This is a genomic window from Gammaproteobacteria bacterium, assembly GCA_030949385.1.
Taxonomy (GTDB): Bacteria; Pseudomonadota; Gammaproteobacteria; order JAUZRS01; family JAUZRS01; genus JAUZRS01.
Window position 1 is genome coordinate 248,839 of sequence record JAUZSP010000002.1, and the last position, 26,018, is coordinate 274,856.

Genomic DNA, 26,018 nt, shown 5'->3' on the forward strand with positions numbered 1-26,018 from the left:
GCGCGTTGCAAGGGTTCTGTTATGACATTGATTACCATTTTGCTGGCTCTGATTTTAGATCGTCTGCTGACCTCACATAAACATTGGCGCAGCCTCTGTATTTTTAACCGTTATGTTGATGGGTTGATGCCGCGCCTGAAGTTAAAGCCAGAACAGGCGTATTTAGGTATTTTTGCGGTGTTACTGATTCCTATTTCCCTGCTGTTGTTTGGTCAAACTTTGGTGGCTGGGGTGTGGCTGGATCTCTTTAGCGTGGCTTTGGGTGCGGTGGTGCTGTTGGTCTGTTTGGGGCCATTGGATTGGGATTGGGCGGTGGATAAATACTTGAAAGCACGCAAACGAGGTGATGATGAGACGGCGCACAAACGGGCGTACGATGTGATGGGTGAACAGCCTCCGCAAGATAAAAATGAGCAGATTTTGGCCGTGACTCGTACTTTATTGATTCAATCGGGAGATCAATTATTAGCGGTGTTGTTTTGGTTTGTCATTTTTGGTCCGGCTGGGGCGATGGCCTATCGTTTCAGTGCGCATTTAGTCAATGATCCACCGCATTGGTTTGCGCATCATCCGCAGGCTCGCCAAGCAGCGCGTTATTGGTTGGGCTGGTTTGGTTGGCTGCCGACGCGCATGGTGGCGATTGGTTACGCTTTGACCGGCAGTTTTGAAGATGTGATGCATCGTCTCAAAGAGTTGCGCCCCTTGGCGCATCCGCTGGACGGCAATCATACCTTGTTGCTGGAAACGGGCTGTGCCGCTCTGCATAAAGAGGTCAATGATCTGTTGCCGCACGGCTATCCTCATGAGGTGCCTCACCTCTCTTTGGTACGCAGTGCGCGGGCGTTGGCGCTGCGTACCTTGTTGGTGTGGCTGAGTTTGTTGTCGTTGCTGACCTTGGTGGGTTGGTTTGCATAAAATAGGAGAAGAACGGTCGTGTTGATGGATTTTTTGCGTCACGGTGAGCCTGAAGGTGGACGGCGTTATCGAGGTCACGGTTGTGATGATCCTCTTACAGAAAAAGGCTGGAATCAGATGTGGGGGGCTGTTTCTGGTACTCTGCCGTGGGGTCGGGTTGTGAGTTCGCCGCTGATGCGCTGCAAGGCTTTTGCAGAGTCGTTCGCGCAACAAGAGGGATTGCCTTGGGAGGTTCGCGAAGATCTAAAAGAGGTGGGGTTTGGTTGCTGGGAGGGGCGTGATCGAACGGAGTTGATGGCCGATCCTAAGGCCGGTTTTGAGGCTTTTTATGCTGATCCGGTCAATTGTCGTCCGCAAGGTGCGGAGGATTTGGCGGCTTTTATCGCTCGTGTGGGTGCGGTGATGGATAATTTGCAGGATGAATATCAAGACGAACACCTGTTGGTGGTGGCACACGCTGGGGTGATTCGAGCGGCGCTTGCGCATGTGACGGGGCTTTCGGCGGCGGGCATGTATCAAGTGAAAGTAGGCAACGGTGAGTTGAGCCGTTTTGAGCTGCATAAAAAGAAACCAAGTCTGTTGGTTTTTCACGGTTTAAAGCGGCTGTAGGATAAGATGATCATGCAGGACAGGACAGGACAGGACAAAATTTATGCGTTTGGGTGACTTAACAACACAGATTGCCCTGCACGAAGGCGAATTGAGCGCCACGCAGCAAACATTGTTGCTGCAACAGACCGATGTCGATTTGGCTACGCTTTCTTTGGCTTCCGTTCTGTTGCTCTCTTTGGGAATGCTCTGGTCTTGGAGTGTACTGGAGTTTCCCGCTGCTGAGCGACCTTTGATAAGTCTCTTGATGGGTGGTTTTTTTCTCGGTGCGCTGTTGCGGGTGTTTGCTTTTATCAGCCTGAAAAAATCGTTTTACCGCACTCATCAGGCACACTGGCGAAGGCTCTTTTTTAGCGGTGTGGTGTTGACGGCGGCAACTTGGGGGCTGTTTGTTGGTGTGCTGATTGTGCAGTTTGGTTTTGGTTGGCAATCTTGGGTTTATGTGATGGCGAGCGCTGGAGTGGGTGTGGGCGGTGCGCTGAATTTTTGTATGTGGAAAAAACTGGCGGTTTTTCATGTGTTGCTGGTGTTTACTCCGCTGCTGCTGGTTTATCTCTGGTTGGGTGGTGATCCAGGTCACAGCGCCTTGTTGGCCGGTGGCATCTATCTGTTGCTGCTGTTTGTCCATATTGCCTATTGGAACCGCCGTTATTGGGAGTCGATGATTAATGTGCAGATGCTGAAAAACATTGGCAAAGCGCTGGAAGAGTCCAATGTTCGCCTTTACACCTCGGCCAATACCGACTCCCTGACCGGTTTGGCCAATCGTATGCGTTTGGATGAGGTCTTTGCTCATTTGCATAATGTGTATGAACGTTATCAAACTTCGTATGCGGTGGTGATGGTGGATCTGGATCATTTTAAGCAGGTGAATGATCGTTACGGTCATCATGTCGGCGATGAGGTGCTCTGTTTTGCTGCACAGCAGTTTGAGCAAGGGTTGCGAAAAAGCGATTTAGTTGGGCGCTGGGGCGGCGAAGAGTTTCTGTTGCTGCTGCCTGAAAGTGATTTGAATGGGGCATACCGTCTGGCCGAAAGCCTGCGTTTGCGTTTGAATCAAGCAGAGCACTCAGGGGTGGGGCGGATCAGCGCCTGCTTTGGGGTGACGGTTGTGGAAAGGGGAGATACGGTAGACGATTTACTCAAACGAGCGGATCGGGCGCTTTATGTGGCAAAACAGAGCGGTCGGAACCGTGTCTGTGTGGCCGATGAAAATCCAATGCCGGAAGAGCCACTGCAAAAGCGCGCTTAAAGTTGAGCAAGGCAGGGCAGTTCCAGTTTGAACTGCTCTGCTTGTTGACGGGCTCGCGCCAAACGAGCCGGAGCGCTGCGTCCCATGCAGTTGTGTTGCAGATCGCCCTCAAACGCCAGCAGCATCGCGTCAATCAGGGCTTCGCTTTCCAGTGGTTGATCAACCAATTTTTCCTGAATCGCTAAAATATCCTGAATCAAGTCACGAGCAAAACCTTCGTGATTCTGCCACAGCTCACCCACGTTGCCGCCGACGTTGAGACCGGCCAAATTGCTGAGCAAAATATAGAGATTTTTGCGTACCAGCTCAAACAGCAGTTCGGCCTCTGAACCTAAAACTACGCTGGTAATATTGAGTTTGCCCAAGGCGTTGGCCATCAGCGCAGCGTGAGGGCCGTAAACAGGCGAGGCTATGATCACTTTGGCTTCGATGGCCGGTTTTTTCTCAAACCAGACGGAAATAACCGTTGGATTGGTGATGCCGTGCTGGATCCAATCTCTGGGCAGCAGTTCGTTTTGCAGCAGAGCAAGGCGATCTTTCCACACTTTGGGCAGCTGTTTTAAGGTGTCTTGCAGATCCGCTTCGCCAACGGCGAGCAACACCAAAACGGGCTTGATCTGTTCGGAGAGGTTCTGCATATCTTCGTGCCGTCCAACAGGGTAGATCGGATGACCGCTGCGCAAAAAACCGCGCGCAAAAACGCCGCCCATTTCACCGATGCCGATAATCACCACGGGATCTAACATAATGTACTCCTGATAAAATTGTATTTGGGATTGTAGCAGCAGTTTGGGATTGAAATGAGGCGTTCAAGAATTTCAAGAGCTGTTAAAATCCCCCCTTTTTTTGTATGAGCATCGAGGAGAGTGGTGATGAAAAGCGCGTATTTGAGTAAGGCGATTGAAGCGGCTGAGGCGGCTCAAGAGGTGATTCGTCACTACTACCGTGGTGATAAACTCAATACCCAACTGAAAGAAGATCAAAGTCCGGTGACGGTGGCGGATGTGGAGACGGAGAAGGTCATCAAAGAGGTGCTGTTGGGCGCTTTTCCTGAGCACGGTACCTTTGGTGAAGAGACCGGCAAAGACAATCCCGATGCGGAGTTTACTTGGTTAATTGATCCCATCGACGGTACGAAAAGTTTTGTTCGCCAGTATCCGCTTTTTTCTACGCAAATCGCGTTGATGCAGGGTGATGAGATCATTTTGGGGGTCTCTAACTCGCCCATTTACGAGGAGCTGGCTTACGCTGAAAAGGGCAAGGGTGCCTTTATGAATGATGAGCCCATTCGGGTCAGCGGTGAAACGAGTCTGGCAAAGTCAATTTTGTCGATGGGTAACATTGAGACTTTGGCAAAGAATGAAACTGCTTGGAAACAGATGGCGAAGATTATCGGTGAAGTGAATCGCACCCGAGGGTATGGGGATTATTACCATTATCATCTGCTTGCGGCGGGCAGCATTGATGTTGTGTTGGAGTCTGATGTGAATATTCTCGACATCGCTCCCGCCAGCATTATTATTCAAGAGGCCGGTGGGGTCTTTACTGATCTTGCAGGTAAGCCGGTGGGCTTGGATACCACTTCCGTGCTGGCGGCGGCCAGCCCAGAGCTGTACAAGGCGATTAGTGATCGTTTGATTTGTTGTCGGGGTTAAGCTTTTCAGGTTTAGCAGATGCGGGGCAACTGCTCACCTACCAACATGTCCACAATGCGTTCACCGCCAAAGCTTGTTTTGAGAATGACCCGTTCTGCAGGCGTGGCCAACACGTCTCCGATGATGGCGCTTTTTTGACCGGCGGGGTGTTGTTGCATGGTGGCCAATACCGCTTCTGCGTGTTTGGCGGGGACGATGGCAATCACTTTGCCCTCGTTGGCCAAGTAGAGCGGATCAAGGCCTAAAATTTCACACATGCCGCGTACCTCTTGGCGAATCGGAATGGCGGTTTCATTTAGTCGGATTGCCACTTGGCTGCTGCTGGCAAATTCGTTTAGCACCGTGGCCACTCCGCCTCGGGTGGCGTCCCGCATACAGCGAATTTCAGGACAGGTCTGCAACATCGCTTCGATGAGGCCATTGAGGGGTTGGCAATCGGATTGAATGTTATTTTCCATCGCCAGTTCGCCCCGCGCATCGACAATGGCCGCGCCGTGATCACCCAGATAACCGTTGATGATGACCTTGTCGCCCACGTGTGCGTGGTGAGCAGCGAGATTGAGGTGAGGGGCAATCACGCCAACCCCTGCGGTGTTGATAAACAGCTTGTCCGCCGCGCCGCGTTGCACCACTTTGGTATCGCCGGTGACAATCGCCACTCCGGCAGCGTCCGCAGCCTGTTTCATTGATGCGACCACACGCCGTAGCGTTGCCACGGGCAGACCCTCTTCGATGATCATGCCGCAGCTCAAATAGAGCGGTTTGGCGCCGCCAACGGCCAAATCATTGACCGTGCCACAGACCGCCAGCTCACCGATGTCACCCCCAGGAAAAAACAGCGGGTCAACCACATAGGAGTCGGTGGTCATGGCCAGTTGAGAGCCGTATTGAGCGAGATCCGACAGCTCAAAACGGGCTTGATCTTCCAAGCCTGTGAGGTGCTCATTATCAAAACCACTGACAAAAACATCGTCGATCAGGTCACGCATGGCTTTGCCACCTGCGCCGTGGGCGAGGGTGATGGTGTCGGCTCTGAGTGTTCGTTTATTTCGAATTGGGGCGGGTTTCACGCAGATTCTCCGTCATTAGAGGTTGATTTACGCTTGGCTAGCAGTTCTGGTAAGTTGCCGAAATTGTAGTAGGCGGCGCAGGCACCTTCAGAGGAGACCATTAATGCTCCCATTGGGGTTTCAGGGTTACACTGACTGCCAAACACTTTGCATTGCCAAGGGCGAATCGCTCCTTTGAGCACCTCACCGCATTGACATGCTTTGGGATCTGCAATTTTTAGGTTGGGAATCTGAAATTTTTTCTCGGCATCAAAATCAACGTATTTCTCGCGCATCTTCACCCCAGAGTGATCAATGGAACCGAGGCCGCGCCATTCAAAAAATTCTCGTAATTCAAACACCTCTTGAATGGCGTTGAGCGCCGGAGTATTGCCCTCTTTAGGCACCACGCGCGCGTATTGGTTTTCCACCGTGCAGCGTTTTTCCGCCAGTTGTTTGAGGGTCATCCAGATGGATTGCAAAATATCCAGAGGTTCAAATCCGGTGATCACCAAAGGGCGTTGATAGTGCTCAGCGACAAATTCAAAGGGGGTTTCTCCTACGACCATGCAGACATGGCCGGGAGCCAAAAAGGCATCGATGCGCATGTCAGGTGAGTCGAGAATGGCTTTGATGGTGGGTACGGTGGTGATGTGATTGCAAAACAGAGCAAAGTTTTTAATGCCGTCACGTTCGGCTTGTTGCACCGTCAATGCGGTGCTGGGCATGGTGGTCTCAAAGCCGAGGGCGAAAAAGATCACCTGTTTTTCAGGGTTTTTACGCGCCAAGTTGAGGGCATCCAGTGGCGAATAGACCATGCGGATGTCGGCTCCCTCTGCTTTGGCTTGCAGCAGGCTCTTTTTGGAGCCAGGCACGCGCATGGCATCGCCAAAGGTGGTGAAGATCACATTGGGGCGTTCGGCTAAGGAGACGCAGTCATCCACTCGTCCCATGGGCAGCACGCAGACGGGGCAGCCGGGCCCATGTACCAGTTCAATCCAATCGGGCAGCATCTGTTCGATGCCGTAGCGAAAGATGGTGTGGGTGTGTCCACCGCAAAACTCCATTAACTGAAGAGGGCGATGTTTTGTGTCTGGTAGGGCGTTTTTTAGGCCGTTAATCTGTTTGATCAGTTGTTGCGCCTTGTCAGGATCGCGGAATTCGTCAACGTATTTCATGTTTTATTTCCCAAGTTGCCACGCTGGTCGGCCAGCAGGGTGTGGGTCAGATCCCAGAGGATGTGATAACAGGTGAGGTGAATTTCTTGGACTCGATGAATGGAGTCACTTTCCACCACTAAGCAGTGATCCAGCAGGCCCGAGCGGCGCATTTCGCCACCATCCCCCCCCGTAAAACCAAGGGTTACCATGCCGATCTGTTTGGCTTTTTGGTAGGCTTTCAGCAGATTTTCAGAGTTGCCGCTGGTAGAAAACCCCACCAGACCGTCACCGGCTTGGCCGTAAGCTTCCAGTTGGCGAGAGAATATCTGTGCCATACCCACGTCGTTGCCCACCGCAGTCATCATGGCGTTATCGGCGGAGAGGTTGTGAGCGGGCAGTGCCGGTCGTCCTGCGGTGACTGGATGTTGAAACTCCACCGCAAAGTGAGCCGCATCACAACTGGAGCCGCCATTGCCCATGCTGTAGAGGCGGTGCTGTTGTTGATAGAGCTTGGCCAAGCTGGTGGCAGCGGCCAGCAGCGCCGCGCCATTTTTGGCAAAAAAGCGTTTTTTCTCGGCACGACTGTGTTCCGCTTTTTGCTGGATGGAGTCCAGCAGCGCGGCGTTTTGTTGCACGGGTTCTTTTTTCTGACCGTGCAGAAAAGGGTAGAGGGCGTGCAACGATTCTGTGTTGTCGCTCATGAGGGTTCGCTGTTTTTCATGGCGGCCAACTCCTCTTCTACTTCACCCAGCTCGGTGAGCAGCGCCAAGGTTTTTTCAGCCTCGTCAGCATCAATGCGGCTCATGGCGAACCCCACATGCACCAGCACCCAATCGCCGATGCACTGTTCTGGTGGGTGTTGTGGGTCAATAATGCAAGCAATGTTAATCGGGCGTTGAATGCCTGCCACATCAACTTTGGCCATGAGTGTGTCGTGGTCGAGAATCTCAATGATCTGACCTGGAATGCCAAGGCACATAAGGTGGTTACTCCCCTCTTTGTTGAGCTGCGCCAATCAGGGCTTGGCCAAAGGCCAAACCTCCGTCGTTGGCGGGCAGCATTTGATGGCTGAAGACCGTGAGGCCGTTCTGTTGCAAACCTTCTGTAACGGACTCCAGCAGTGTGCGGTTCTGAAACACGCCGCCGCTGAGGACAACCTGTTTCAGTGTTTCTTTTTTCGCCAGTTTGGTGGCCATTTTGACTACGCTGTTCGCCAGCCCTTGATGAAAGCGGTAGGCCACCACGCCGACGGGAACGCCTTGCTGAAGCTCTTTGAGCAGAGGCTGCCAGAGAGGGGTGGGATCCAATTGCCACAGCGCTTGATCTGTTTGGATAGCAAAAGGGTAGGCGTGGTTCCTTGGTTTTTCATCAGAGGTGATGGCGGCTTCCAATGCGCTGGCTGCTTGGCCTTCGTAACTGCATTGGGTTGGAGCCAGTCCCAGTGCGGCGGCCACGGCATCAAACAGGCGACCCATAGAGCTGGCGTTGGGGCTGTTGAGCTGCTGTTCGATCATGCGTTGAAGAGTGGCCAGTGGTTTTTTGTTCAGCTCTTGTAAGGCGCTTAGGTCGGCAAATTGTGTGTTTATTTCTGCCCAGCCGACGGCGTGCAGTTGCGCAAAAAGATTGCGCCACGGCTCTCGCATCGCCTGCGCGCCGCCCAGCAAGGGCATGGTTTTTAGGTGCGCCAGCCGTGTTGCCTGTCGGTAGTTGGCGCGTAGAAATTCCCCGCCCCAAAGCTGTCCATCAGCAGCGTAACCCAGACCATCAAAGACAATCCCGAGCAGCGGCGGATGTTGGCGCGGCAAGTGATGTTCGCCCATGCAGGCGGCGATGTGGGCGTGGTGGTGCTGTACTTCGATCAGCGGCAGTTGCTGCTGTTCTGCCCAGTCACGACCCAATTTACTGCTGAGGTATTCGGGGTGTTGGTCAATGATCAGTTGGCTGGGTTGGTGGGCGAAGAGCTGTTGATAGAGTTGCAGGTGGTGTTGATAGTCGTCGTAGTGGTGCAGGGACTCTAGATCGCCAATGTGCTGTGAAAGGGTCGCGCTGCCACTCTGCAACAGGCAAAAAGTGTTTTTTAACTCGCCACCAAAGGCCAGCAGAGGGGGGCTGTGTTCAAAACCGGCGGGCAGTTTTAACTGCTCTGGGGCGTAACCGCGCCCGCGCCGCAGCAGACGCACTTTGCCCGCCATAAAACGACCAACCGAATCGTCGATGCGGTTTTCTATATGGCGATTGTGGAGTAAAAATCCCTCTGCAAGGGGGGCGAGCTGCATTAATGCGGATTCGTTATCAATGCATTGAGGTTCACCGCTGCGGTTGGCTGAGGTGAGCACAATGGGCTGCGTCAGTTTCGCCATGAGCAGATGGTGCAGTGGTGAGTGGGGCAGCATAACGCCCCACAGGCGCTGCTGCGGTGCGAGGTTGTCGGGCAGGGCGTTGAGCTGTCGAGGACGGAGAAGCAGAATCGGTGCGGCACTGCTCTGTAGGCTCTGTCGCTCTGCGGCGTTTAGGTGGCAGTACTGTTCGACTTGTTGGGTATTTTTAGCCATCATCGCCAAGGGTTTGTCGGGGCGACCTTTGCGCTGGCGCAGGCGTTCGATGCTCTGCTTATTGTGAGCATCACAGGCGAGGTGAAAGCCGCCAATGCCTTTGATGGCAATGATGTTGCCTGCGCGCAGTTCCGCTGCCGTGCGCAGCAGAGCGTGATGTTGCTCGGCTTGCGGTTCGCCGCTGCTGTTGAGGTAGCTCAGTTGGGGGCCGCAGTCGGGGCAGGCGATGGGTTGAGCGTGAAAACGGCGGTCGGCGGGGGTATCGTACTCCGCTTGGCAGCGTTGGCAGAGGGGGAAGCAGGCCATGCTGGTCTGTTGTCGATCATAAGGAATGGCTTTTATGATGGAGAAGCGTGGGCCGCAGTGGGTGCAGTTTAAGAAAGGATATTGAAACCGCGCTTCTTGAGGGTTGTTTAACTCTTGCAGACAGGCTTCACAGGTGGCGGCGTCGGCCACCACACCCGTTTGAATGGTGTGTTGTTGGCTTGGCAAAATGACAAAGCCACGGTCAATCTCGGTGTGCAGTGGACGGCTCTGTAGCTGGTCGATGCGCGCTAAGGGCGGGCACTGTTCTGTGAGTTGTTGCTGAAAAAGATCGAGGCGTTTGCGCTCGCCTTCAAGCTGGATTAAGACCCCTTGGCCGTCGTTGCAGACGCTGCCGTTGAGCTGTAGCGCGGTGGCCAAGCGCCAAACCGTGGGGCGAAAGCCCACCCCTTGTACCCGACCTGAGACCCGTATTTCGATGCTGATCATATCAGTGAACCGTGCAGACCATGCAGGGATCAAAAGAGCGCACCACATGTTGCACCGCTACGGAGGTGCGATTGTCATCACTCAGTGGGGTGCCAACCAGGGCTTGTTCCAGTGCGCCTGGTTGTTCTTTTTCATCTCGGGGAGAGAAGTTCCAAGTGGTGGGGGCGATGATCTGATAGTTGATAATGTGACCGTGTTTGACTCGAATCCAATGGCCAAGACTGCCCCGAGCGGCTTCCACAAGGCCGTAGCCTTCTCCTTCGTCAGGCATCTTCGCTTGTTGAATAAAGGCTTCGTCAATGCGGATGTTTTTTGCCCAGCGTTCCATTTCTGGCAGCACCCGCGCCAATTCCAGTAGGCGTGCCACCACGCGGTTTTGCACATTGCCACCGCTTTCTTTCACCAAGCCGTTGATCATCGGCTGGCGATCGAGTAGCTGACGAGCGAGGGCACCGACTTCCATGACGTGACCGTCGTAACGGGGAGCTTTGCACCAACTGTAGGCGTTGGCGGCATCGGCATCGGGTTCGGTGCTGCCTTGATAGGGGTGTTTTGGGCTGCGTTGGGCGTGCATCCAGCTGTGTTTTATATCTTCGCTGATGGCTTTGCTGTCAAAAGGCTGTGGTTTGCTGTGCCAAACACCGGCTTGAAACAGGTTGGTTTGTGGGGCTGTTTCATAGGCACCGTAGCTGAGAAAACGGTCGTTGGCGCGTCCCAGTTGCTCAAGGTCTAAGCGTTTGCAGAGCATTAAAAATTGGCCGAAGTCGCTCTGTGGGTGTTGCTCTGCCCATGCCCAAAGCGCGTCGCTGTTGTGCAATTCGGCGACCTGTTCCAGTGGTGCGCCAAACAGGGTGTTTTGCAAAAATTGGCGAAAACTGCCCAGCAGAGTGATTAGCTTAATGCGTTCACGAGCGTCGATGGCGCAGGTGGTGCCGCCCGGTTGCAGTGCCAGTGAGTGTGGCCAGCGTCCGGCCAACAGCCCTGTGAGCTGTAAAAATTGGGAGCGTGCGGGCAGCGCGTCTCGTGAGGCGCTGCCGCGCTGGGCGGCAAAGCGGCGGTGAATGGTTTCGAACCACGGCTCTTTTTGGTACACCTCACGGGCAAAATCGGGCATAAAAAAGAGATAAAAGTGGGAGAGGTGATCGGCCATATTTTCGCAGGCGAGAATCAAATTGGTGGCCAGTCGCCCGTTGTCGGTGTAACCAACGCCTTGCAGGTCGGCCAGCGCGCGTGAGGCAGCTACGGATTGGGAGACGGAGCAGATGCCGCAGATGCGTGGGGTGTAGACCAGTGCATCCTGTGGGTTTTTTCCCACGAGCATCTGTTCAAACCCTCGGTAGAGGGGGGAGTTGACCCAGGCACGGCTGACTCGTCCATCGTGCTCTTCAATTTGTACTTCGAGGTCGCCTTCAACGCGGTTAAAAGGGCCAAAGATGCGGCGGCTGGGCTGTTTCATTGGCTGGGTTCTTTTTTCAAAATGCGTGGCGGAGCAACGATGTGATCGGCCACCGCGTTCTCTTTTAGTCGAGCGGGAGTGGCGGCTTTGGAGAGTGAGGACAACGCCACAAACCACGCTTTGGGCATGTCGATGGGCAGCCCGATAGGAATACCGGCTATTTTTGGGGTTTGATGGAAGCTGTGGCCAGGTTCTTCGAACTCCGGCGCGGTGCAGTTGATGCAGGCAAAACCGCCTTTGATGCAGGAGCCTTCGCCGTTCCAAGGGCGACGGTTGCAGTCGGCGTGAGCTTGAGTGCCGAGGCAGCCTAAATTTTCCATCATGCAGCCTTGATCTGAGGGCTGTTCTGCACTGGCTTTAAATTCGTAAAACTCGTTGCGGTTGCAGCCGTGATGCACCAAGTGATTGGTGTAACTGCGAGGGCGGTTCAGCTCGTCTAAGTGACGTTGATCCAGCTCGCCCATGGCCAGTTGGATCAACGTATCTGTGACCCAGCCCGGATGGGTGGGGCAACCAGCTACATTGATGACGGGCAGTCCAGCTGGGCTGAGCCACGTTTCACCGAGCAGGCCGCCCGGTTCGATGCCGTCGTATTGCAGGCCGCAGGCATCGGTGGGGTTACCGCCGCCGCTGGTGATGCCGCCAAAGGCCGCACAACTGCCGATGGCCAAGGTGTAGTGGGCTTTTTCCACCAGCTCTTGCAGCCAGTGCATCATGGGACGACCGCTGCCCGCGAGCATGTGAAAACGGCCGCTGCCATTGGGGCCGCGCATCACCGAGCCTTCCAAGCAGAGGGCGTCCAGTGGCTGCTGATCGTTGAGGATGGCGCGCAGCAGGTCGAGAAAATCTTCACAACTGGCTTCGCTCAGAGAGGGGTGCCAGAGCAGCTCGATGTTGGCCAGTTCGAGGGTGCTGTAGAGATCGGGGTGTTCGGCGTTAAGCAGCGACATGCTACAGCCACCGCAGCCGCCGGACTGCAACCAGAGCAGGCGAAAGGGGCGGCTCATGGAGCGACCTGCAGAGGCAGGGTGAGACGAAACAGCGCGCCTCCGTTGGGGTGGTTTTCGGCTTGCAGTTGGCCTTGGCACTGTTCTGTGGCGAGGTTGTAGCTGATGTAGAGACCTAAACCGGTGCCTTGCCCGACCTCTTTGGTGGTGAAAAAGGGGTCGAAGATGCGCAGCAAGTGCGTTTCAGATATGCCGTCGCCGTGATCGTGAATTTCAATGACGGCGTGCTCTGCGTGCTGCGTGAGCTGTATGTCGATACGGGGAGTATCGGATTGCTGTACCGCATCGGTGGCGTTTTGCAGCAGATTGATTAGGACTTGATGTAAATAACCTTTATAGCCGTAGATTTCTACAGTTTCATCGGCATCAATGTTCAGTTGTGGGCTTTTACGTTGGGCTTTTATGACCCAATCCGCAGTGGTACGAATGACGGCGATGAGATTGAAATACTGGGCTTGTTGTTGATTGGGAGTGGAAAAACGGCGCAGTTCTTCGACGATCTCTCGTACCCGTTCAGCGCCTTCCAGCGAGCCGTCAATGAGGGAGCCGATGTCGCGCAACAGCGGGTCGATGCGCAGTCGCTCTCGCAGCTCTTGATGTTGTTGGCAGGTGTTGTTGGCATGAATGGCGGCCAGATATTCGCTGAGGCGCTGTTCGTAACGCCGCAAGGCGTGCATGTTGCCGAAGACAAAGCTGATGGGGTTGTTGAGTTCGTGGGCGACCCCTGAAACCAACTGCCCTAAAGAGGCCATTTTTTCTGATTGTACCAGTTGATGCTGGGTGGTGCGCAGTTGTTTGTGGGTGTTTTTTAGTTCTTGATAGGCGTGCCGTAATTCACCTAATGGGCGACCGGTGATGACCAGACCGGAGAGACGACCTTTCTGTTCAAAGCGCGGTGTGCAGTTGATCGCAATGGGCACGCCGTGTTGATGTTGGGTGCGCAGTTCGACTTCGCAGTCGGTGACGGTGTGTTCGCGGATGTGCTCGGCAAAATCTTCCACCTGTTCGGCGTAGTCGGGCATAAACAGGCTGGCCAGTGGTTGACCTTTGAGCTCTTTGGCGCTTTGGCCGATGAGCGATTCGAGTGAGTGGTTGACCTGTTGTATTTTACCGCGAATGTCGGCCACGATGAGCACGTCACTCATGGAGGAGATGACGCTGCTGATAAAGCGTTGGGCGTTTTCCAGTGAGGTGTTTTTCTGCTCCAACTCGACTTGGTGATTTACCAGGTCGGCGTAGATCTGATCCATGCGTTGGATCACTTCGATCCATGCGCTTTCGTCGAGGCTGATGGCGGGGTTGGGGGTTACCTCTGCCTGTGCCATGAGTCCTTTCATATGGTTTTCTGCCTTGTTGTTGAGAACGATTCTCAAGGATGTTGGCCGTTGTTTTTGTTTTTGATTTTGTCGATGCCTTCGATCTGTTCGAGTCCGTAGCGTTCAAGTTTGTTGCGCAGACCGACGCGGGAGAGGCCGAGCTCTTCGGCGGTGTGGGTTTTGTTCCAATGGTGACGAATCAAAGACTCTTTGACGATGCGTGCTTCTAAGGCTTCCATGCGCTGTTTGAGGCTGCCTTCAACCTGTTGTAGAACGGAAAGGTCTTTTTCTTGTTCGTTGTTGCCGCCGTGCAGAATTTGGGTCGAAATCAGGTCGGCATCCAAGCGGTTCTCTGGGGCTAAGATCAACATGCGTTTCAGCTCGTTTTGCAGCTCGCGTACGTTGCCAGGCCAGTGGTAGGTGGTAAGGCAGTCGATGGCCTCTTTGCTGATGCCGCTGATGGGTTTGCCCAGCTGCGCTTGCAGCTCTTCAAGAATGGAGTGAACCAAGATGGGGATGTCTTCTTTGCGTGCGCGTAGCGACGGAATGGGAATGATAAAGGTAGCCAGTCGGTAATAGAGGTCTTCACGAAAACGACCGGCTTGAACTTCGGCTTCTAGGTCACGGTTGGTGGCGGCAATGACACGTACATCGACGGTTCGGCGGCGATTGCTGCCGATAGGACGGATCTCACCCTCTTGCAGTACTCGCAGCAGTTTGACCTGAAAAGCGGGGGAGATTTCACCGATTTCATCGAGAAAAAGAGTGCCGCCGTCGGCCAGTTCAAACAGCCCTACACGGTCTTCGTAAGCGCCGGTAAAGGCGCCCCGTTTGTAGCCGAACAGCTCACTTTCCAGTAGTTCGTCGTTGAGTGCGCCGCAGTTTTCCGCCACAAAGGCGCGTTCTTGGCGCAGGCTGTTGTAGTGTAAGGAGCGAGCGCAAAGTTCTTTGCCAGTGCCTGATTCACCACTGAGAAGCACGTTGACATCAAAGGGGGCTACTCGGCGTACTAGGCGGCAGATTTCGTTCATGCAGCTGGTGTCGCTGCGAATAATGCCTTGATCACCCTTGAATTTCTGTTGCAATTGTTGGCGTTTGGCGGCGATGTCATCGGCTAGGATTTTGGGGTGCAATTTGAGTTCGCTGGAGAGCACTGAGTTTTGTTGTTGTAGGTAATACAGCTCGACCGCGTTACGAATTTTCAACAGTAGTTTTTCTGGATGCCAAGGTTTGTTGATGTACTGATATATGGCCGCTTGGTTAATGGCTTCAATCAGGTCGTTTGAGTCGGTGTAACCGGAGATGATAATGCGGATCACATCGGGCCACTGCTTACGTACTTTACTAAGGCATTCTAACCCCGACATGCCTGGCATACGTTGGTCGCATAAAATCACCTGCACCCATTCTCGCTCCAGCAAGGCGTGAGCTTCACTGGCGTTGAGGGCGGTCAGTACTTCGAACTCCTCTTCCAGAGTACGCCGCAGAGTCTCTAGAGAGCGAAGCTCATCATCAACCACCAAAATGGTGGGCAGAGTGCTCATAAGGCGTTCTTGGCCTCGGCTGACGTGATGTCGTGTTGCAGTGGATGACCGATGAGACGCATGGCACGGTTGGCGCGTAACCAGTCGTACCATTGCGACATGCCTTCACCGCTGCGCGCAGAAAGTTGCAGTACCTGTAGGCTGGGATTGACCCGTCGTGCGTATTCGATGCACTTTTCCATGTCAAAATCGAGGTAGGGCAGCAGGTCGATTTTATTGATCAGCATCAGGTCGGCGGCGTGGAACATGTCGGGGTATTTGATCGGTTTGTCTTCGCCTTCGGTGACGGAGAGAATGGCGACTTTATGCGCTTCTCCTAGATCAAAGGCCGCTGGACAGACCAAATTTCCGACGTTTTCGATAAACAGCAGTGCGCCTGCCTCGGGGGCGAGGCTCTGTAGTGCGTGGCCAACTTGATGGGCGTCCAGATGGCAACCTTTACCGGTGTTGATCTGAATGGCGCGCACGCCAGTGGCGCGGATGCGTTCGGCATCGTTACTGGTCTGTTGGTCGCCTTCGATCACCGCCAAGGGCAGCTCCTCTTTTAGATCGTGCAAGGTGCGGGTTAAGAGGCTGGTTTTACCTGAACCTGGGCTGGAGACCAGATTGAGACTGAGAATGCCCTGTTGATTGAACTGTTGGCGATTTTTTTGGGCGTATTGGTCGTTTTTACCCAAGATGTCCTGTTCGATCTGCACCATGCGTTTTTGCGTTAACCCAGGGGCGTGGGCGTGAGCTGGGCCATGACCGTAGTGGTGATCATCACCTTTCTCATGGAGGTGCGAGCCGTCATCGCTGGCGTGAGTATGTTCATGCTCATGCTCATGCTCATGTTGAGCATGGGAATGTGTGTGTTGATCTTCGTGTGAATGGGTGTGGCTGTGACCCTCAATTTGGGTTTCGCCCTCACTGCAACCGCATACGGTACACATTTATTCTACCTCCAGTTCTTTGATTCTCATTTCGTCACCGGATGAGACCTGTAGTTGATAACTCCCACAGGTGGGACAGGCATCGTGACGTTCGTTTATATTAACGCTTTCTGCACAGGCCATGCACCAGGCGATGGCGGGCAGAGAGATGATTTCTAGTCGGCTGCCTTCGGCGAGTGTGCCACGACAGACCACGTCGTAACTGAACTCCAAGGCACGGATTTCGATGCCGGAGAGTACGCCCACTTCCAGCCAGACGGTTTTAACTTTGCTGTAATTCGCTTCTTTGGCTTGATCTTCAAGGATCTGTACGATGCCTTCACAGAGGGACATTTCGTGCATCAGTGTTTGCCCCATTGCAGTTCAAATCCGACGCAGGGGTCAATGGTGTGGATTAATAATCGAGCTTGCAGTTCGGTCTCTGCTTGGGTGGTGTGTTGCAAGCTGGAGAGGGCGTGTGCGGCGACGCCGTGAGGGTGAAAGTTCCACTCTGTGGGGGCGAGAATGCGGTAGCGTCGAATGCGGTTTTTGTTCAAGGTCACATGATGGCAGAGGCGACCTCGTGCGGCTTCCAGTTGGGAGAGGCCGTTGCTGCTGCTGTCGTGTTGTTGTGGGGGCTGTTGCAGAGAGAGACTGAGCTGTGCAATTTCCAACAGGCGAGCCAGCAGCCGCCAGCTGACGCCTTTGCCCCACTGCGCGGCGGCGGCGTGCATCAGAGGGTGCTGTTGCTGTCGAGCAGCGGGGCCGGTTTCAGAGGCCTGTTGCTGCCAAAGGGGGGCGGCGATAAAGGTATCTGCCGCTTCGTTGCTGAGTAAGGTGTTGAGGGTTTGATTGGGCAGGGTAGGCAGTACATTCGGTTGCAGTGCGCCCAAAGAGTGCCATTGTCGCTGTTGGAGGTGGTGCAGTAGGTGGCTGGCGGGGGCTTGGCCGTGCGAGAACCACTCTTGTAGCTGGTTTAAATCTGCGCTGATCCACGCGTCAAGATTGCAGTGAAATAGCTCGTTTGCAATGCTTTCATGCAGTTGTTTCAGTTCGTTGGCCAGATCATTGTTGTGTTGGACTGGGGTTTGACGTGCCACCTCGGTGAGCAAGGTTTGCTTTGGATCAAGGTGATGTTTAATGCGGTTGATGAGTCGGTTTAAGCGCGCCAAAAGAGAGGTTTGTGGCGCTGTTTTGCTTAAATGAGGGGCATCTAGCAACAGTCTCCATAGGTGTTCACGCAGAGTTTCTAGATTTTTGAGTTGTTCTCGTTGCAGCTCCACGGCGCTGGAGGCGGCGGTGTGTTGGGCTGATTCAATGGCACGAATGGCAGCTAAACTTTGGGCTTGGCCGCAGATGTTGAACAGCAGGGGCATTAATTTTAGGGTGTCGGCGATGGAGCGCCCTTCAAACAGGCGGCAGGCGTGCAGTGGGCGACTGGAGTCAATGTGAGCGGCGTTAGGAGTTAGCCGGATGGTCAGTTGGCCTTCGGGAGAGGGCATCTTATTCTGCCTTAGGTGGCTCGTTGGAAGCGGATCGAAATTGGCCGCGTAAAAAATCACGACGGCTCTGTTCGGTCTCTTCTAGGGCGACTTTTTCTACTACGGGTGTGTTGTCTGCCTCGTGAATGGGAGCAGAGAGTTCTGAGTCGGTTTCAGGCGGAGTTTCAGCGGGCTGATACCACTGTTGCTCAATTTCAGTGGCGTGAGTGGAAGAGCTGTTGTCGCGGCATTCTTCGTCTTGTAGGGCTTCCAGTGCGGCTACGGCCACGGCTCGGGCGGTCTCTTGGCTGTCGAGTTCCAGTACCGGTGAGAGCAGAGAGCAGCTTTGATAACGGCCAATCTCCTCGGCTTCGTTGAGCAGAAATTGATAGCGTCCTGAGGCAAACACCTGATTTTGTGTGCTGCCGATGACCAATTCTTGCCACTGATCGCCTTCACAGGGTAGAAGAACTAAGTTCATAAACCACGGGGTGATTAAGATGCCCAAATAGCCGCTGGTGCGGCGGTGAAAACCGACGGCTTCGACTTGTAAGGCAGGATTTAGAATGGGTACGCCCTGCATCCGAGTCTGCTCGATGTGACAGAAATGGTGTACCAGCTCATCGCTGAGGGCGCTTAACAGGGTATCCATTAGTCGCTTAGAATAACCATAAACTGTTCTTTTTCGCCGTCGCATTCAGGACAGCGCCAGTGTTCGGGCAGTTGTGAAAAGGGCGTGTTAGGTGGAATTTGCCAATAGTCGTCGCCCTTTTTTGGGTCGTAGACGCGCCAGCAAATTTTGCACTCCAATACTGCATCGTCGTCGATACGCTGATTGTCGCCGCCGTAAGAGCCTTCAAAAATACTCATCGATAGAGTGCCAAAATTTCATCAAGGCGTTCGATGCTGTCGTGCAGATCTTCAGGAGCTGCCAGCGCCACTTCAGGAATGGAGGTGACCTCAATGGTGTTAAGGATCAGTTTGTCTTCGGAATTGTAATATTTGATCCACCAGACGTTGTTTTTGGCGGTACTGCCAATGCGGCAGTTGCCGTAACCACGAGAGAGAATGGTCACCGGACCGACTCCGAGGCGAGAGCCGATCAGATGCAGGTCGGCGTCGGTCAGCGGCAGTAGGGTGAGATTGATAACGTGCAGTTCACTCTCGGGTGTCCACTCTTTGAGCTGATCTTTCAGTTCCACCAGCAGTGCGGGTGAATTTTGCAGCTCGCCGCTGCTGAGGTCAAAGCGGGTATCCAGTTCGCTGTTGGCGGTTTGAAAGGTGAGGCTGCGCACCATGTCGGGTACATCGCCAATTTCAATGCTGTCGTGCAGTGGGCGGTCGTGTTGATCACAGTGCTGCACCCGCCAGATGCCTGCCATCACAGACTCTTGAGCTTTAATGGGGGCGTCTCCCGTCGACATGACACTGACTTCGCCGTCGCCCAAAGCCTGATTGACAAAACGCAGGTTGATGTCGTTTAAATGGCTCAGATTCACACTTAAGGCGGCTTGGCCTGGTTGGTAGCGTCTTAATGCGATGAGAGCATCTTCCAGAGCTTGAATACCGGCTTTAACGTCCAGTTCTTCCAGCACTTCTATTTCTGGCATGATTGGTTGAACGTAGGTGGACATACCAGAGGGCATGGAGGTGATGGCCAGTTCAGCTTCGGCATCGGTGGTTTGACTGCCAGGACCGATGGTGGCGACGGGAATTTCAGGGAATTTATGCATGGTTGGGTTCTCAGCTAAGAGGTTGATTGACGACAGGGATGCCGACTCCTGGATTGTGGATGGCATCGCGTGCCAGTATTTCTGGAATACGTTCCATGTAATCCGACCAATCTTGAATTTTATTGATCTTGCCGAGAAATTTGCCTTGGCGCAGGAAGACCAAGCTGGGCCAGATCAGGATGTCGTAACGGCTTTTCATGGTCTTTTCAAGGCTGCGATCCACCACGGCCGGGACGAATTGACCGGCAAAAACGTTGACCAATTCGGGCAGCACCACGGCTACGTCGTTGGCTTCGGGAAAACGTTTGGGGTCTTCACTGCAAAACAGCACCACGGTCCCTTCTTGTTTTAAAAACTCGGCGAGGTTTTTTTCGGTCAGTAAGGGATAACCTAGTTCTTTATAGAGAATTTGAATCAGAGGGGATGGCATGCTTAAAAGTCCTTGGGTGGGGGTTTTAGGTGATCGGGCAGTTGCGGTTCGCGGTCGATCAGATCAGCAAAGAGGTGGTCGACGTTGGATTCGCCCGACATGATGTGGCTGATGGCGGCCACGGCATCGCGCATTTTTAGCGCGTTGCTTTCGGTGAGAATTTCTCGTGCGCTACCAAGAAAAACCAATAACCAGTCGCCGATTTTGGGGCGTTCAATTAAACGGATGTCCACGGACAGAGGCGCACCGTTATCGTCGCAATCGGCGTAAAACTCGTGCAGCTCTTGGACTTGCATAGGCAGGCCGATGCACATTTATTCTTTGCCCCAATGGTCTTGGCGGTGATCGACATGCACCCCCACGGGACGTTGCCCTAAATCCACGGGGTTGGGGCTGAAGGTGGCGTGTTGGTCATTGAGGACGCGCTCGTCACCTTCGCGGCAGGCTTGATGTGAGCTGGGCCGGCCTGCTTCGTAATCGTTCAGGTTGATTTGGCTGGGGTTGAGGTGTTCGCTCTCGGGCAAGGGGGTACTGCGTGGCTGAGCAATCACATCTTTGTCGCTTAACCAACGGAGTGCTGCCTCGATGGCGGGGGTAATTTGCGCGCGTACGGAGGGGCGTAGGCTGCCACCGTAATCTTCCAGTGCCTCTGGTTGCACTCCTACCAAAAGCAGATGGTCGGGGTAATTGCCGAGCAGTTCGGCCATCGCCAACACTTCTTGGAACCCCGTTTGATGGAGGCTCATTTTTTTTTGCCCCCATGAATTTGGGTACGTCATCGCCTTCGATTAATTTCAGTGTGCCAGGTTCAAGGCCGTAATCAATGGCATCAAACACCAGTAGAATCTGCGCTTCTTGAACGTGCTGCACTAAATAAATGCCCTGAGTGCCGCCGTCGATCAGGGTGACGTCCTCTGAAAATTGGTAACGTCGATTGAGCTCTTCTACGGCACGTACACCGAAACCTTCGTCAGCCCAGAGAATATTGCCGACGCCCATAATGGTAACTTTTGCTCTGCTCATTTTGTAAATCCCACTTTAGTATTTTCCACTAAAGTCGATATAGCAATTAGCAGGCCAATTTTATTTATTCCCTTAACCAATTGAAAATAAAAGATAAAATGTGTGTTTTTTACTTTGTCTTCAAGCGGAGGGGTAAGTTTGTTTGCGGTCATGGTGCTCTATAGGAAGGTTTATTTGCACTGTGCGTTTGTGAAACAGAGGAGAGTGGTTTTTGTGCTGACTGTGGGGCGGTAGTGCTGATAGGTAAGTTATCGTTTGTCTGTTCTGATAGGAAAGTTAGATTGCATTTATTTCAGGCAGTAGATAAGAATTGTGTTGTAACAAGTTGATTTTATTGTATTTTTTTAGTTGGCAAGGGTATTGCTTTGTCTTTGTTTGCGGTAAATTTATTCAGCCTCGTGGTTGCATTCAATTCGAGGTAATTACTGGGAGAGATGAGAGTATGACTGAAACATTTTATGATGTAATGCGCCGACAGGGCATTACGCGCCGGAGCTTTTTAAAATTTTGCAGTTTGACTGCGGCAGCACTGGGACTGGGGCCACAGTTTGCCGGTAAAATCGCTCACGCGATGGAGACCAAGCCTCGTATTCCCATTATCTGGTTGCATGGTTTGGAGTGCACCTGTTGTTCTGAGTCGTTTATTCGTTCGGCACATCCATTGGCCAAAGACGTGATTTTGTCTATGGTGTCGCTTGATTACGACGATACCATTATGGCGGCAGCAGGCCATCAGGCTGAAGCGATTATTGCGGAGACCATCGAAAAATACGATGGCAATTACATTTTGGCGGTTGAAGGCAATCCACCTTTGAATCAAGAAGGCATGTCTTGCATCATCGCAGGTAAACCGTTTGTCGAACAACTCAAGCACGTTGCCAAGCATTGTAAAGCGATCATCTCTTGGGGTTCCTGTGCTTCTCACGGGTGTGTGCAAGCCGCTAAACCCAACCCAACCCATGCTGTGCCGGTGCATAAGGTTATTCACGATAAACCCATTATTAAAGTTCCCGGTTGTCCTCCCATTGCGGAGGTGATGACGGCGGTGGTGGCGTACATGGTGACCTTTGAGCGCATTCCTGAATTGGATCGTCAAGGGCGACCGAAGATGTTCTATAGCCAGCGGATTCATGATAAATGCTATCGTCGTTCGCACTTTGATGCCGGTCAGTTTGTTGAAAGCTGGGATGATGAAGGTGCGCGCAAAGGCTACTGTTTGTACAAAATGGGCTGCAAAGGCCCGACCACCTACAACGCCTGTTCCACCATTCGTTGGAATGAAGGTACTTCATTCCCGATTCAAGCCGGTCACGGGTGTATCGGTTGTTCAGAGGACGGTTTCTGGGATAAAGGTTCTTGGTATGCGCGTCTGACTGACATCAAGCAATTTGGTATTGAAAGCAACGCCGATGTGGTCGGTGGTACTGCGGCGGCTGTCGTTGGTGCTGCGACCGTGGCTCATATGGCCGTCAGTGCGGTGAAACGTGCCCAACAGAAAGGAGACCAAAAATGAGCGTCATTCAAACGCCGAACGGCTATACCCTAGATAAATCTGGCCGCCGCGTGGTGGTGGATCCTGTGACCCGCATTGAGGGTCACATGCGTTGTGAAGTCAACGTCGATGAAAATAATGTGATTCGTAATGCGGTCTCTACTGGCACGATGTGGCGTGGTCTGGAAGTGATTCTAAAAGGCCGTGACCCTCGTGATGCGTGGGCGTTTGTGGAGCGAATTTGTGGTGTTTGTACGGGTTGTCATGCTTTGGCATCGGTGCGTGCCGTTGAGGATGCGCTGGATATTGAAATTCCGAAAAATGCGTTTTTGATCCGTGAAATTATGGCCAAAACGCTGCAAGTGCATGATCATGTGGTGCATTTTTACCACCTGCATGCCTTGGATTGGATTAACCCAATTAAGGCTTTAAAAGCTGATCCGAAAGAGACTTCGCGTATTCAGCAGAGCATCTCACCGAGTCATCCGCTCTCCAGCCCAGGTTATTTCCGTGACATTCAAACGCGCATTCGTAAGTTCGTTGAGTCGGGCCAGCTGGGGCCGTTTAAAAACGGTTATTGGGATAACCCTGCCTATAAGCTGCCACCTGAAGTGGATTTGATGGCGGTGGCGCATTATCTCGAAGCGTTGGATATGCAAAAAGAGTTTGTCAAAGTGCATACCGTGTTCGGTGGTAAGAACCCACATCCCAACTATTTGGTGGGTGGGGTGCCGTGTGCAATCAACATGGATGGCGATCTTTCTGCTGGTGCGCCGCTGAACATGGAGCGTTTGAACTTTGTTAAAGCGCGCATCGATGAGATGAAAGCCTTTAACGACAACGTTTATGTGCCTGATGTGCTGGCCATTGCCAGTTATTACAAAGATTGGTTGTACGGCGGTGGTTTGGGTGCCAAATCCATTATGGATTACGGCGCGTATCCAACAGTGAACTACGACAAATCCACTGACCAACTGCCTGGCGGTGTGATTTTGAATGACAACTGGGATGAGGTTTTTCCTGTTGATCCACGTGATCCAGAGCAGGTACAAGAGTTTGTTGATCATGCTTGGTACAGCTACCCTGATGAGAGCAAAGGTTTGCATCCTTGGGATGGGATCACTGAGCCAAATTACGTTCTTGGTAAGAACTTTAAAGGCACAACGACCAACATCGAAGAGTTGGATGAAAACGCCAAATACTCGTGGATTAAAGCGCCTCGTTGGCGGGGTAACGCAGTGGAAGTGGGGCCTTTGTCGCGCTATGTGTTGGCTTATGTACAGAACAACGAATACGTTAAAGAGCAAATTCACAGCAGTGTGGCGGCCTTTAACCAATTGGCTGGGACGGATCTGGGTGCAAAACCCATTTTGCAATCCACCATTGGCCGTACTTTGGCGCGGGCATTGGAGTCACAATATGTTAGTGACATGATGGTAGACGACTGGAATGCCTTGATTGCCAACATCAAGGCCGGTGACAGCAGCACCGCCAATATGGAAAAATGGGATCCTGCTACATGGCCAAAAGAGGCAAAAGGGGTGGGTACGGCTGCTGCTCCGAGGGGTGCTTTGGGTCATTGGATTCGCATCAAAGACGGTCGAATTGAAAATTATCAGTGTGTGGTACCCACCACTTGGAACGGTTCCCCTCGTGACCCAGCAGGCAATATTGGTGCCTTTGAGGCCAGTTTGCTGAATACGCCGATGGAACGTCCTGATGAGCCGGTGGAAATTTTGCGCACGCTGCACAGTTTCGATCCCTGTTTGGCTTGTTCCACCCATGTGATGTCCGAAGACGGCGAAGAGCTGACTACGGTTAAAATTCGCTGAGGCGAGGAGAAAAACATGAAAAAAATCATGCAAGTTATTATTGCTTTGTCTCTATTGCCACTCTCCGGTTTGGCCTTGGCGCATACGGGCAGTCATGAATCGATGGGTCTGTTGAGTGGTTTGTTGCATCCAGTGTTGGGTATGGATCATTTGGTGGCCATGTTGGCCATCGGTCTTTGGTTGGGTATGAGCACGCGCCAGAACAGTTGGTTGCCGATGGCGGCATTTTCTCTCTGTATGTTGGCGGGGGTGTTTCTGGCCGTGGGTGGTGGCTTGAGCCTTGGCAGTATTGACATCGGAGTTGCGCTGTCGTTATTGGTTGTCGGGTTGTTATTGGCCAGTAAAATGGCGCTACCGGTGGCCTTCAGTGCGATTTTGATCTCTCTGTTTGCTCTGTTTCATGGTGGAGCGCATGGGGTTGAAATGCCTTTTTCAGCGTCGCCTTTGTTGTATGGGCTTGGCTTCTTGCTCTCTACTGCGGCGTTGCAGGGCGTGGGTTTGGTGTTAGGGCGCATGGTGCAACAAGCACGTACAGAGTGGTTGTTGCGCAGTGCAGGTCTGGCTGCCAGTGGTTTTGGAGCTTGGTTATTGTTGAGCGCCTGAGCGCTTTAAGCTAACTGGAGAGTTTTGCAATGACAACAAAAGTAACAAGCAATCATGCTGAGGCAGCGGTGTATGTGTATGAAGCACCGCTGCGTATCTGGCATTGGATCAATGCCTTGGCAATTACGGTTTTGGCGCTGACGGGTTATTTCATCGCCAGCCCTTTGCCAAGTGTGCCGGGTGAGGCGCACGATAACTTCTTAATGGGTTACATTCGGTTTACCCATTTTGCAGCGGGTTATATTCTTGCCGTTGGATTTTTGTTCCGCGTCTACTGGGCGTTTGTCGGTAACTCACATGCTCGCCAACTGTTTTTTCCGCCGATTTTCAGTGGGACATTTTGGGAGGGAGTCTGGCATGAGGTGAAATGGTATTCTTTTATGGCCAAGGAGCCACGTAAGTACATTGGTCACAACCCTTTGGCGATGTTAGCCATGCATGTGCTGCTGTTATGGAGCCTGATTTTTATGCTCTTTACCGGTTTTGCTCTGTACGGTGAAGGTACGGGCATGGGGTCTTGGCAGTTTGAGATGTTTAGCTCTTGGATGATTCCGCTGTTTGGTCAAAGCCAAGACCTACACACTTGGCATCATTTGGTGATGTGGGTCATTATCTGCTTTGTGATTGTGCACATTTATGTGGCAATTCGTGAAGACATTATGTCTCGCCAATCCATTGTCAGTACTATGATTGGTGGCTGGCGCATGTTTCGTGATGATGGCAAAGCGGCGGATGAGGATCACGATAAGAAAAGTTGATCTTACTTTTCATTTGAATTGGCGCATTAAAAGCGCCTTAAATTCCCTCTCTCGTTCTATTATGTACGAGCTTTAGCGCGGTTTTCCGCGCTATTTTTTTGCCTAAAATAGAGGGTGCTGTCGTGATTAGGCGAGGTCTAATTCTTTTTTGTAGTTGGGGTGTGACCCCAACATCAGCGCCTTAACACTCTCTCGGCAGGCTAAAATATGCTGCTCCGAAAGCGGCACGTTTTTCATCGCTTGCAGCAGAATATCGTCATCCACATCCAACAACGCCACGATGCTGATCAGCTCCTGTTGGTGAGGGTCATCAGTGGAGTTAAGCAGCTCGATGGTGCTGATGCCGTGCTGGTAGCGTTTCTCGATCCACGGCCAGAGCTCTTCGGCTGAAATTTGGCAAAAGCAGTGCTGTGGATGGCTTGTTTTATTGTTTTTCATTGTGGGTTCCTCCCATGACAACGTACTTATCTCGTATTCCTTAGAGTAA

At 52.8% G+C, this 26,018-nt stretch carries 27 protein-coding genes and 1 pseudogene; 8 read left to right on the top strand and 20 right to left on the bottom strand.

What is annotated here, in order from left to right; translation table 11 throughout:
• The first annotated feature begins 21 nt into the window (after positions 1-21).
• Genes ampE through Q9O24_03210 form a run of 3 tightly spaced genes read left to right on the top strand, consistent with a single transcriptional unit; the run spans position 22 to position 2,776 of the window.
• Positions 22-915, top strand: coding sequence for a regulatory signaling modulator protein AmpE (ampE, locus tag Q9O24_03200; GenBank protein ID MDQ7074158.1), 894 nt, complete (start codon positions 22-24; stop codon positions 913-915).
• Between the two features lie 24 nt (positions 916-939).
• On the top strand, positions 940-1,524 hold the full coding sequence (locus Q9O24_03205) for a histidine phosphatase family protein (protein MDQ7074159.1): 585 nt from the start codon (positions 940-942) through the stop codon (positions 1,522-1,524).
• Positions 1,525-1,567: 43 nt separating this feature from the next.
• Positions 1,568-2,776 (top strand): GGDEF domain-containing protein, encoded by a 1,209-nt coding sequence (locus Q9O24_03210; protein ID MDQ7074160.1) that lies wholly within the window; start codon positions 1,568-1,570, stop codon positions 2,774-2,776.
• On the opposite strand, the gene Q9O24_03215 is transcribed toward Q9O24_03210, so the two are convergent.
• Positions 2,773-3,522 carry a hypothetical protein gene (locus tag Q9O24_03215; GenBank protein ID MDQ7074161.1) on the bottom strand — a complete coding sequence of 250 codons (750 nt, stop codon included), beginning with the start codon at positions 3,520-3,522 and terminating at the stop codon, positions 2,773-2,775. The two genes, Q9O24_03210 and Q9O24_03215, sit on opposite strands and share 4 nt — an antisense overlap.
• Before the next feature lie 126 nt (positions 3,523-3,648).
• Between Q9O24_03215 and Q9O24_03220 the strand changes: the two genes are divergently transcribed.
• Complete coding sequence (locus Q9O24_03220; GenBank protein MDQ7074162.1) at positions 3,649-4,431, top strand: inositol monophosphatase family protein; 783 nt, start codon at positions 3,649-3,651, stop codon at positions 4,429-4,431.
• Positions 4,432-4,442: 11 nt separating this feature from the next.
• Here Q9O24_03220 and hypE read toward each other — a convergent pair whose 3' ends face one another.
• The 18 genes and pseudogenes from hypE to Q9O24_03310 form a co-directional block, all read right to left on the bottom strand.
• Positions 4,443-5,501 carry a hydrogenase expression/formation protein HypE gene (gene hypE / locus Q9O24_03225; GenBank protein ID MDQ7074163.1) on the bottom strand — a complete coding sequence of 353 codons (1,059 nt, stop codon included), beginning with the start codon at positions 5,499-5,501 and terminating at the stop codon, positions 4,443-4,445.
• On the bottom strand, positions 5,498-6,658 hold the full coding sequence (hypD, locus tag Q9O24_03230) for a hydrogenase formation protein HypD (GenBank protein MDQ7074164.1): 1,161 nt from the start codon (positions 6,656-6,658) through the stop codon (positions 5,498-5,500). Before hypD ends, hypE begins: the two co-directional genes overlap by 4 nt.
• Positions 6,655-7,341 carry an SIS domain-containing protein gene (locus Q9O24_03235; GenBank protein ID MDQ7074165.1) on the bottom strand — a complete coding sequence of 229 codons (687 nt, stop codon included), beginning with the start codon at positions 7,339-7,341 and terminating at the stop codon, positions 6,655-6,657. Before Q9O24_03235 ends, hypD begins: the two co-directional genes overlap by 4 nt.
• Complete coding sequence (locus tag Q9O24_03240; protein ID MDQ7074166.1) at positions 7,338-7,619, bottom strand: HypC/HybG/HupF family hydrogenase formation chaperone; 282 nt, start codon at positions 7,617-7,619, stop codon at positions 7,338-7,340. Before Q9O24_03240 ends, Q9O24_03235 begins: the two co-directional genes overlap by 4 nt.
• A gap of 7 nt (positions 7,620-7,626) precedes the next feature.
• Positions 7,627-9,945: a carbamoyltransferase HypF gene (gene hypF / locus Q9O24_03245; GenBank protein ID MDQ7074167.1), complete on the bottom strand. Its 2,319-nt coding sequence runs from the start codon at positions 9,943-9,945 to the stop codon at positions 7,627-7,629.
• Between the two features lies 1 nt (position 9,946).
• On the bottom strand, positions 9,947-11,401 hold the full coding sequence (locus Q9O24_03250) for a nickel-dependent hydrogenase large subunit (GenBank protein ID MDQ7074168.1): 1,455 nt from the start codon (positions 11,399-11,401) through the stop codon (positions 9,947-9,949).
• Complete coding sequence (locus tag Q9O24_03255; protein MDQ7074169.1) at positions 11,398-12,408, bottom strand: HupU protein; 1,011 nt, start codon at positions 12,406-12,408, stop codon at positions 11,398-11,400. The genes Q9O24_03250 and Q9O24_03255 overlap by 4 nt, the downstream gene beginning before the upstream one ends.
• On the bottom strand, positions 12,405-13,745 hold the full coding sequence (locus Q9O24_03260; GenBank protein MDQ7074170.1) for an ATP-binding protein: 1,341 nt from the start codon (positions 13,743-13,745) through the stop codon (positions 12,405-12,407). Before Q9O24_03260 ends, Q9O24_03255 begins: the two co-directional genes overlap by 4 nt.
• Positions 13,746-13,777: 32 nt before the next feature.
• Positions 13,778-15,268 (bottom strand): sigma-54 dependent transcriptional regulator, encoded by a 1,491-nt coding sequence (locus Q9O24_03265; GenBank protein ID MDQ7074171.1) that lies wholly within the window; start codon positions 15,266-15,268, stop codon positions 13,778-13,780.
• Positions 15,265-16,200 carry a hydrogenase nickel incorporation protein HypB gene (gene hypB, locus Q9O24_03270; protein ID MDQ7074172.1) on the bottom strand — a complete coding sequence of 312 codons (936 nt, stop codon included), beginning with the start codon at positions 16,198-16,200 and terminating at the stop codon, positions 15,265-15,267. The genes Q9O24_03265 and hypB overlap by 4 nt, the downstream gene beginning before the upstream one ends.
• Entirely contained in the window at positions 16,201-16,542 is a 342-nt protein-coding gene (gene hypA, locus Q9O24_03275) for a hydrogenase maturation nickel metallochaperone HypA (GenBank protein ID MDQ7074173.1), read from the bottom strand. It lies immediately after the preceding gene.
• Complete coding sequence (locus Q9O24_03280) at positions 16,542-17,681, bottom strand: nickel-dependent hydrogenase large subunit (GenBank protein MDQ7074174.1); 1,140 nt, start codon at positions 17,679-17,681, stop codon at positions 16,542-16,544. The genes hypA and Q9O24_03280 overlap by 1 nt, the downstream gene beginning before the upstream one ends.
• 1 nt (position 17,682) lies before the next feature.
• Positions 17,683-18,312 carry a [NiFe]-hydrogenase assembly chaperone HybE gene (hybE, locus tag Q9O24_03285; GenBank protein MDQ7074175.1) on the bottom strand — a complete coding sequence of 210 codons (630 nt, stop codon included), beginning with the start codon at positions 18,310-18,312 and terminating at the stop codon, positions 17,683-17,685.
• The gene (locus Q9O24_03290) at positions 18,312-18,530 is read right to left on the bottom strand and encodes a rubredoxin (GenBank protein MDQ7074176.1); all 219 of its coding nucleotides are present in this window, start codon (positions 18,528-18,530) and stop codon (positions 18,312-18,314) included. The genes hybE and Q9O24_03290 overlap by 1 nt, the downstream gene beginning before the upstream one ends.
• On the bottom strand, positions 18,527-19,393 hold the full coding sequence (locus tag Q9O24_03295; GenBank protein MDQ7074177.1) for a hydrogenase expression/formation C-terminal domain-containing protein: 867 nt from the start codon (positions 19,391-19,393) through the stop codon (positions 18,527-18,529). The genes Q9O24_03290 and Q9O24_03295 overlap by 4 nt, the downstream gene beginning before the upstream one ends.
• 10 nt (positions 19,394-19,403) lie before the next feature.
• On the bottom strand, positions 19,404-19,823 hold the full coding sequence (locus Q9O24_03300) for a hydrogenase-1 expression HyaE (protein MDQ7074178.1): 420 nt from the start codon (positions 19,821-19,823) through the stop codon (positions 19,404-19,406).
• A gap of 2 nt (positions 19,824-19,825) precedes the next feature.
• On the bottom strand, positions 19,826-20,137 hold the full coding sequence (gene hypC, locus Q9O24_03305; GenBank protein ID MDQ7074179.1) for a HypC/HybG/HupF family hydrogenase formation chaperone: 312 nt from the start codon (positions 20,135-20,137) through the stop codon (positions 19,826-19,828).
• Positions 20,138-20,846, bottom strand: a pseudogene (locus tag Q9O24_03310) (HyaD/HybD family hydrogenase maturation endopeptidase). It abuts the gene before it with no gap.
• 442 nt (positions 20,847-21,288) lie between these two features.
• Here Q9O24_03310 and Q9O24_03315 point away from each other — a divergent pair.
• The 4 genes from Q9O24_03315 to cybH are packed head-to-tail and all read left to right on the top strand — an operon-like array spanning position 21,289 to position 25,531.
• Positions 21,289-22,359 carry a hydrogenase small subunit gene (locus Q9O24_03315; protein MDQ7074180.1) on the top strand — a complete coding sequence of 357 codons (1,071 nt, stop codon included), beginning with the start codon at positions 21,289-21,291 and terminating at the stop codon, positions 22,357-22,359.
• Positions 22,356-24,170 (top strand): nickel-dependent hydrogenase large subunit, encoded by a 1,815-nt coding sequence (locus Q9O24_03320; protein ID MDQ7074181.1) that lies wholly within the window; start codon positions 22,356-22,358, stop codon positions 24,168-24,170. The genes Q9O24_03315 and Q9O24_03320 overlap by 4 nt, the downstream gene beginning before the upstream one ends.
• A 15-nt stretch (positions 24,171-24,185) precedes the next feature.
• On the top strand, positions 24,186-24,773 hold the full coding sequence (locus Q9O24_03325) for a HupE/UreJ family protein (GenBank protein ID MDQ7074182.1): 588 nt from the start codon (positions 24,186-24,188) through the stop codon (positions 24,771-24,773).
• A gap of 29 nt (positions 24,774-24,802) precedes the next feature.
• Complete coding sequence (gene cybH, locus Q9O24_03330) at positions 24,803-25,531, top strand: Ni/Fe-hydrogenase, b-type cytochrome subunit (protein MDQ7074183.1); 729 nt, start codon at positions 24,803-24,805, stop codon at positions 25,529-25,531.
• A gap of 126 nt (positions 25,532-25,657) precedes the next feature.
• On the opposite strand, the gene Q9O24_03335 is transcribed toward cybH, so the two are convergent.
• The gene (locus Q9O24_03335) at positions 25,658-25,969 is read right to left on the bottom strand and encodes a hypothetical protein (protein ID MDQ7074184.1); all 312 of its coding nucleotides are present in this window, start codon (positions 25,967-25,969) and stop codon (positions 25,658-25,660) included.
• Positions 25,970-26,018: the final 49 nt, after the last annotated feature.

Bases quoted from the DNA above. Each gene is read 5' to 3' on its own strand.
- ampE (MDQ7074158.1), top strand. From the start codon at position 22: ATGACATTGATTACCATTTTGCTGGCTCTGATTTTAGATCGTCTGCTG.
- Q9O24_03205 (MDQ7074159.1), top strand. From the start codon at position 940: ATGGATTTTTTGCGTCACGGTGAGCCTGAAGGTGGACGGCGTTATCGA.
- Q9O24_03210 (MDQ7074160.1), top strand. From the start codon at position 1,568: ATGCGTTTGGGTGACTTAACAACACAGATTGCCCTGCACGAAGGCGAA.
- Q9O24_03215 (MDQ7074161.1), bottom strand. From the start codon at position 3,522: ATGTTAGATCCCGTGGTGATTATCGGCATCGGTGAAATGGGCGGCGTT.
- Q9O24_03220 (MDQ7074162.1), top strand. From the start codon at position 3,649: ATGAAAAGCGCGTATTTGAGTAAGGCGATTGAAGCGGCTGAGGCGGCT.
- hypD (MDQ7074164.1), bottom strand. From the start codon at position 6,658: ATGAAATACGTTGACGAATTCCGCGATCCTGACAAGGCGCAACAACTG.
- Q9O24_03235 (MDQ7074165.1), bottom strand. From the start codon at position 7,341: ATGAGCGACAACACAGAATCGTTGCACGCCCTCTACCCTTTTCTGCAC.
- Q9O24_03240 (MDQ7074166.1), bottom strand. From the start codon at position 7,619: ATGTGCCTTGGCATTCCAGGTCAGATCATTGAGATTCTCGACCACGAC.
- hypF (MDQ7074167.1), bottom strand. From the start codon at position 9,945: ATGATCAGCATCGAAATACGGGTCTCAGGTCGGGTACAAGGGGTGGGC.
- Q9O24_03250 (MDQ7074168.1), bottom strand. From the start codon at position 11,401: ATGAAACAGCCCAGCCGCCGCATCTTTGGCCCTTTTAACCGCGTTGAA.
- Q9O24_03255 (MDQ7074169.1), bottom strand. From the start codon at position 12,408: ATGAGCCGCCCCTTTCGCCTGCTCTGGTTGCAGTCCGGCGGCTGCGGT.
- Q9O24_03260 (MDQ7074170.1), bottom strand. From the start codon at position 13,745: ATGAAAGGACTCATGGCACAGGCAGAGGTAACCCCCAACCCCGCCATC.
- Q9O24_03265 (MDQ7074171.1), bottom strand. From the start codon at position 15,268: ATGAGCACTCTGCCCACCATTTTGGTGGTTGATGATGAGCTTCGCTCT.
- hypB (MDQ7074172.1), bottom strand. From the start codon at position 16,200: ATGTGTACCGTATGCGGTTGCAGTGAGGGCGAAACCCAAATTGAGGGT.
- hypA (MDQ7074173.1), bottom strand. From the start codon at position 16,542: ATGCACGAAATGTCCCTCTGTGAAGGCATCGTACAGATCCTTGAAGAT.
- Q9O24_03280 (MDQ7074174.1), bottom strand. From the start codon at position 17,681: ATGCCCTCTCCCGAAGGCCAACTGACCATCCGGCTAACTCCTAACGCC.
- hybE (MDQ7074175.1), bottom strand. From the start codon at position 18,312: ATGGATACCCTGTTAAGCGCCCTCAGCGATGAGCTGGTACACCATTTC.
- Q9O24_03290 (MDQ7074176.1), bottom strand. From the start codon at position 18,530: ATGAGTATTTTTGAAGGCTCTTACGGCGGCGACAATCAGCGTATCGAC.
- Q9O24_03295 (MDQ7074177.1), bottom strand. From the start codon at position 19,393: ATGCATAAATTCCCTGAAATTCCCGTCGCCACCATCGGTCCTGGCAGT.
- Q9O24_03300 (MDQ7074178.1), bottom strand. From the start codon at position 19,823: ATGCCATCCCCTCTGATTCAAATTCTCTATAAAGAACTAGGTTATCCC.
- hypC (MDQ7074179.1), bottom strand. From the start codon at position 20,137: ATGTGCATCGGCCTGCCTATGCAAGTCCAAGAGCTGCACGAGTTTTAC.
- Q9O24_03315 (MDQ7074180.1), top strand. From the start codon at position 21,289: ATGACTGAAACATTTTATGATGTAATGCGCCGACAGGGCATTACGCGC.
- Q9O24_03320 (MDQ7074181.1), top strand. From the start codon at position 22,356: ATGAGCGTCATTCAAACGCCGAACGGCTATACCCTAGATAAATCTGGC.
- Q9O24_03325 (MDQ7074182.1), top strand. From the start codon at position 24,186: ATGAAAAAAATCATGCAAGTTATTATTGCTTTGTCTCTATTGCCACTC.
- cybH (MDQ7074183.1), top strand. From the start codon at position 24,803: ATGACAACAAAAGTAACAAGCAATCATGCTGAGGCAGCGGTGTATGTG.
- Q9O24_03335 (MDQ7074184.1), bottom strand. From the start codon at position 25,969: ATGAAAAACAATAAAACAAGCCATCCACAGCACTGCTTTTGCCAAATT.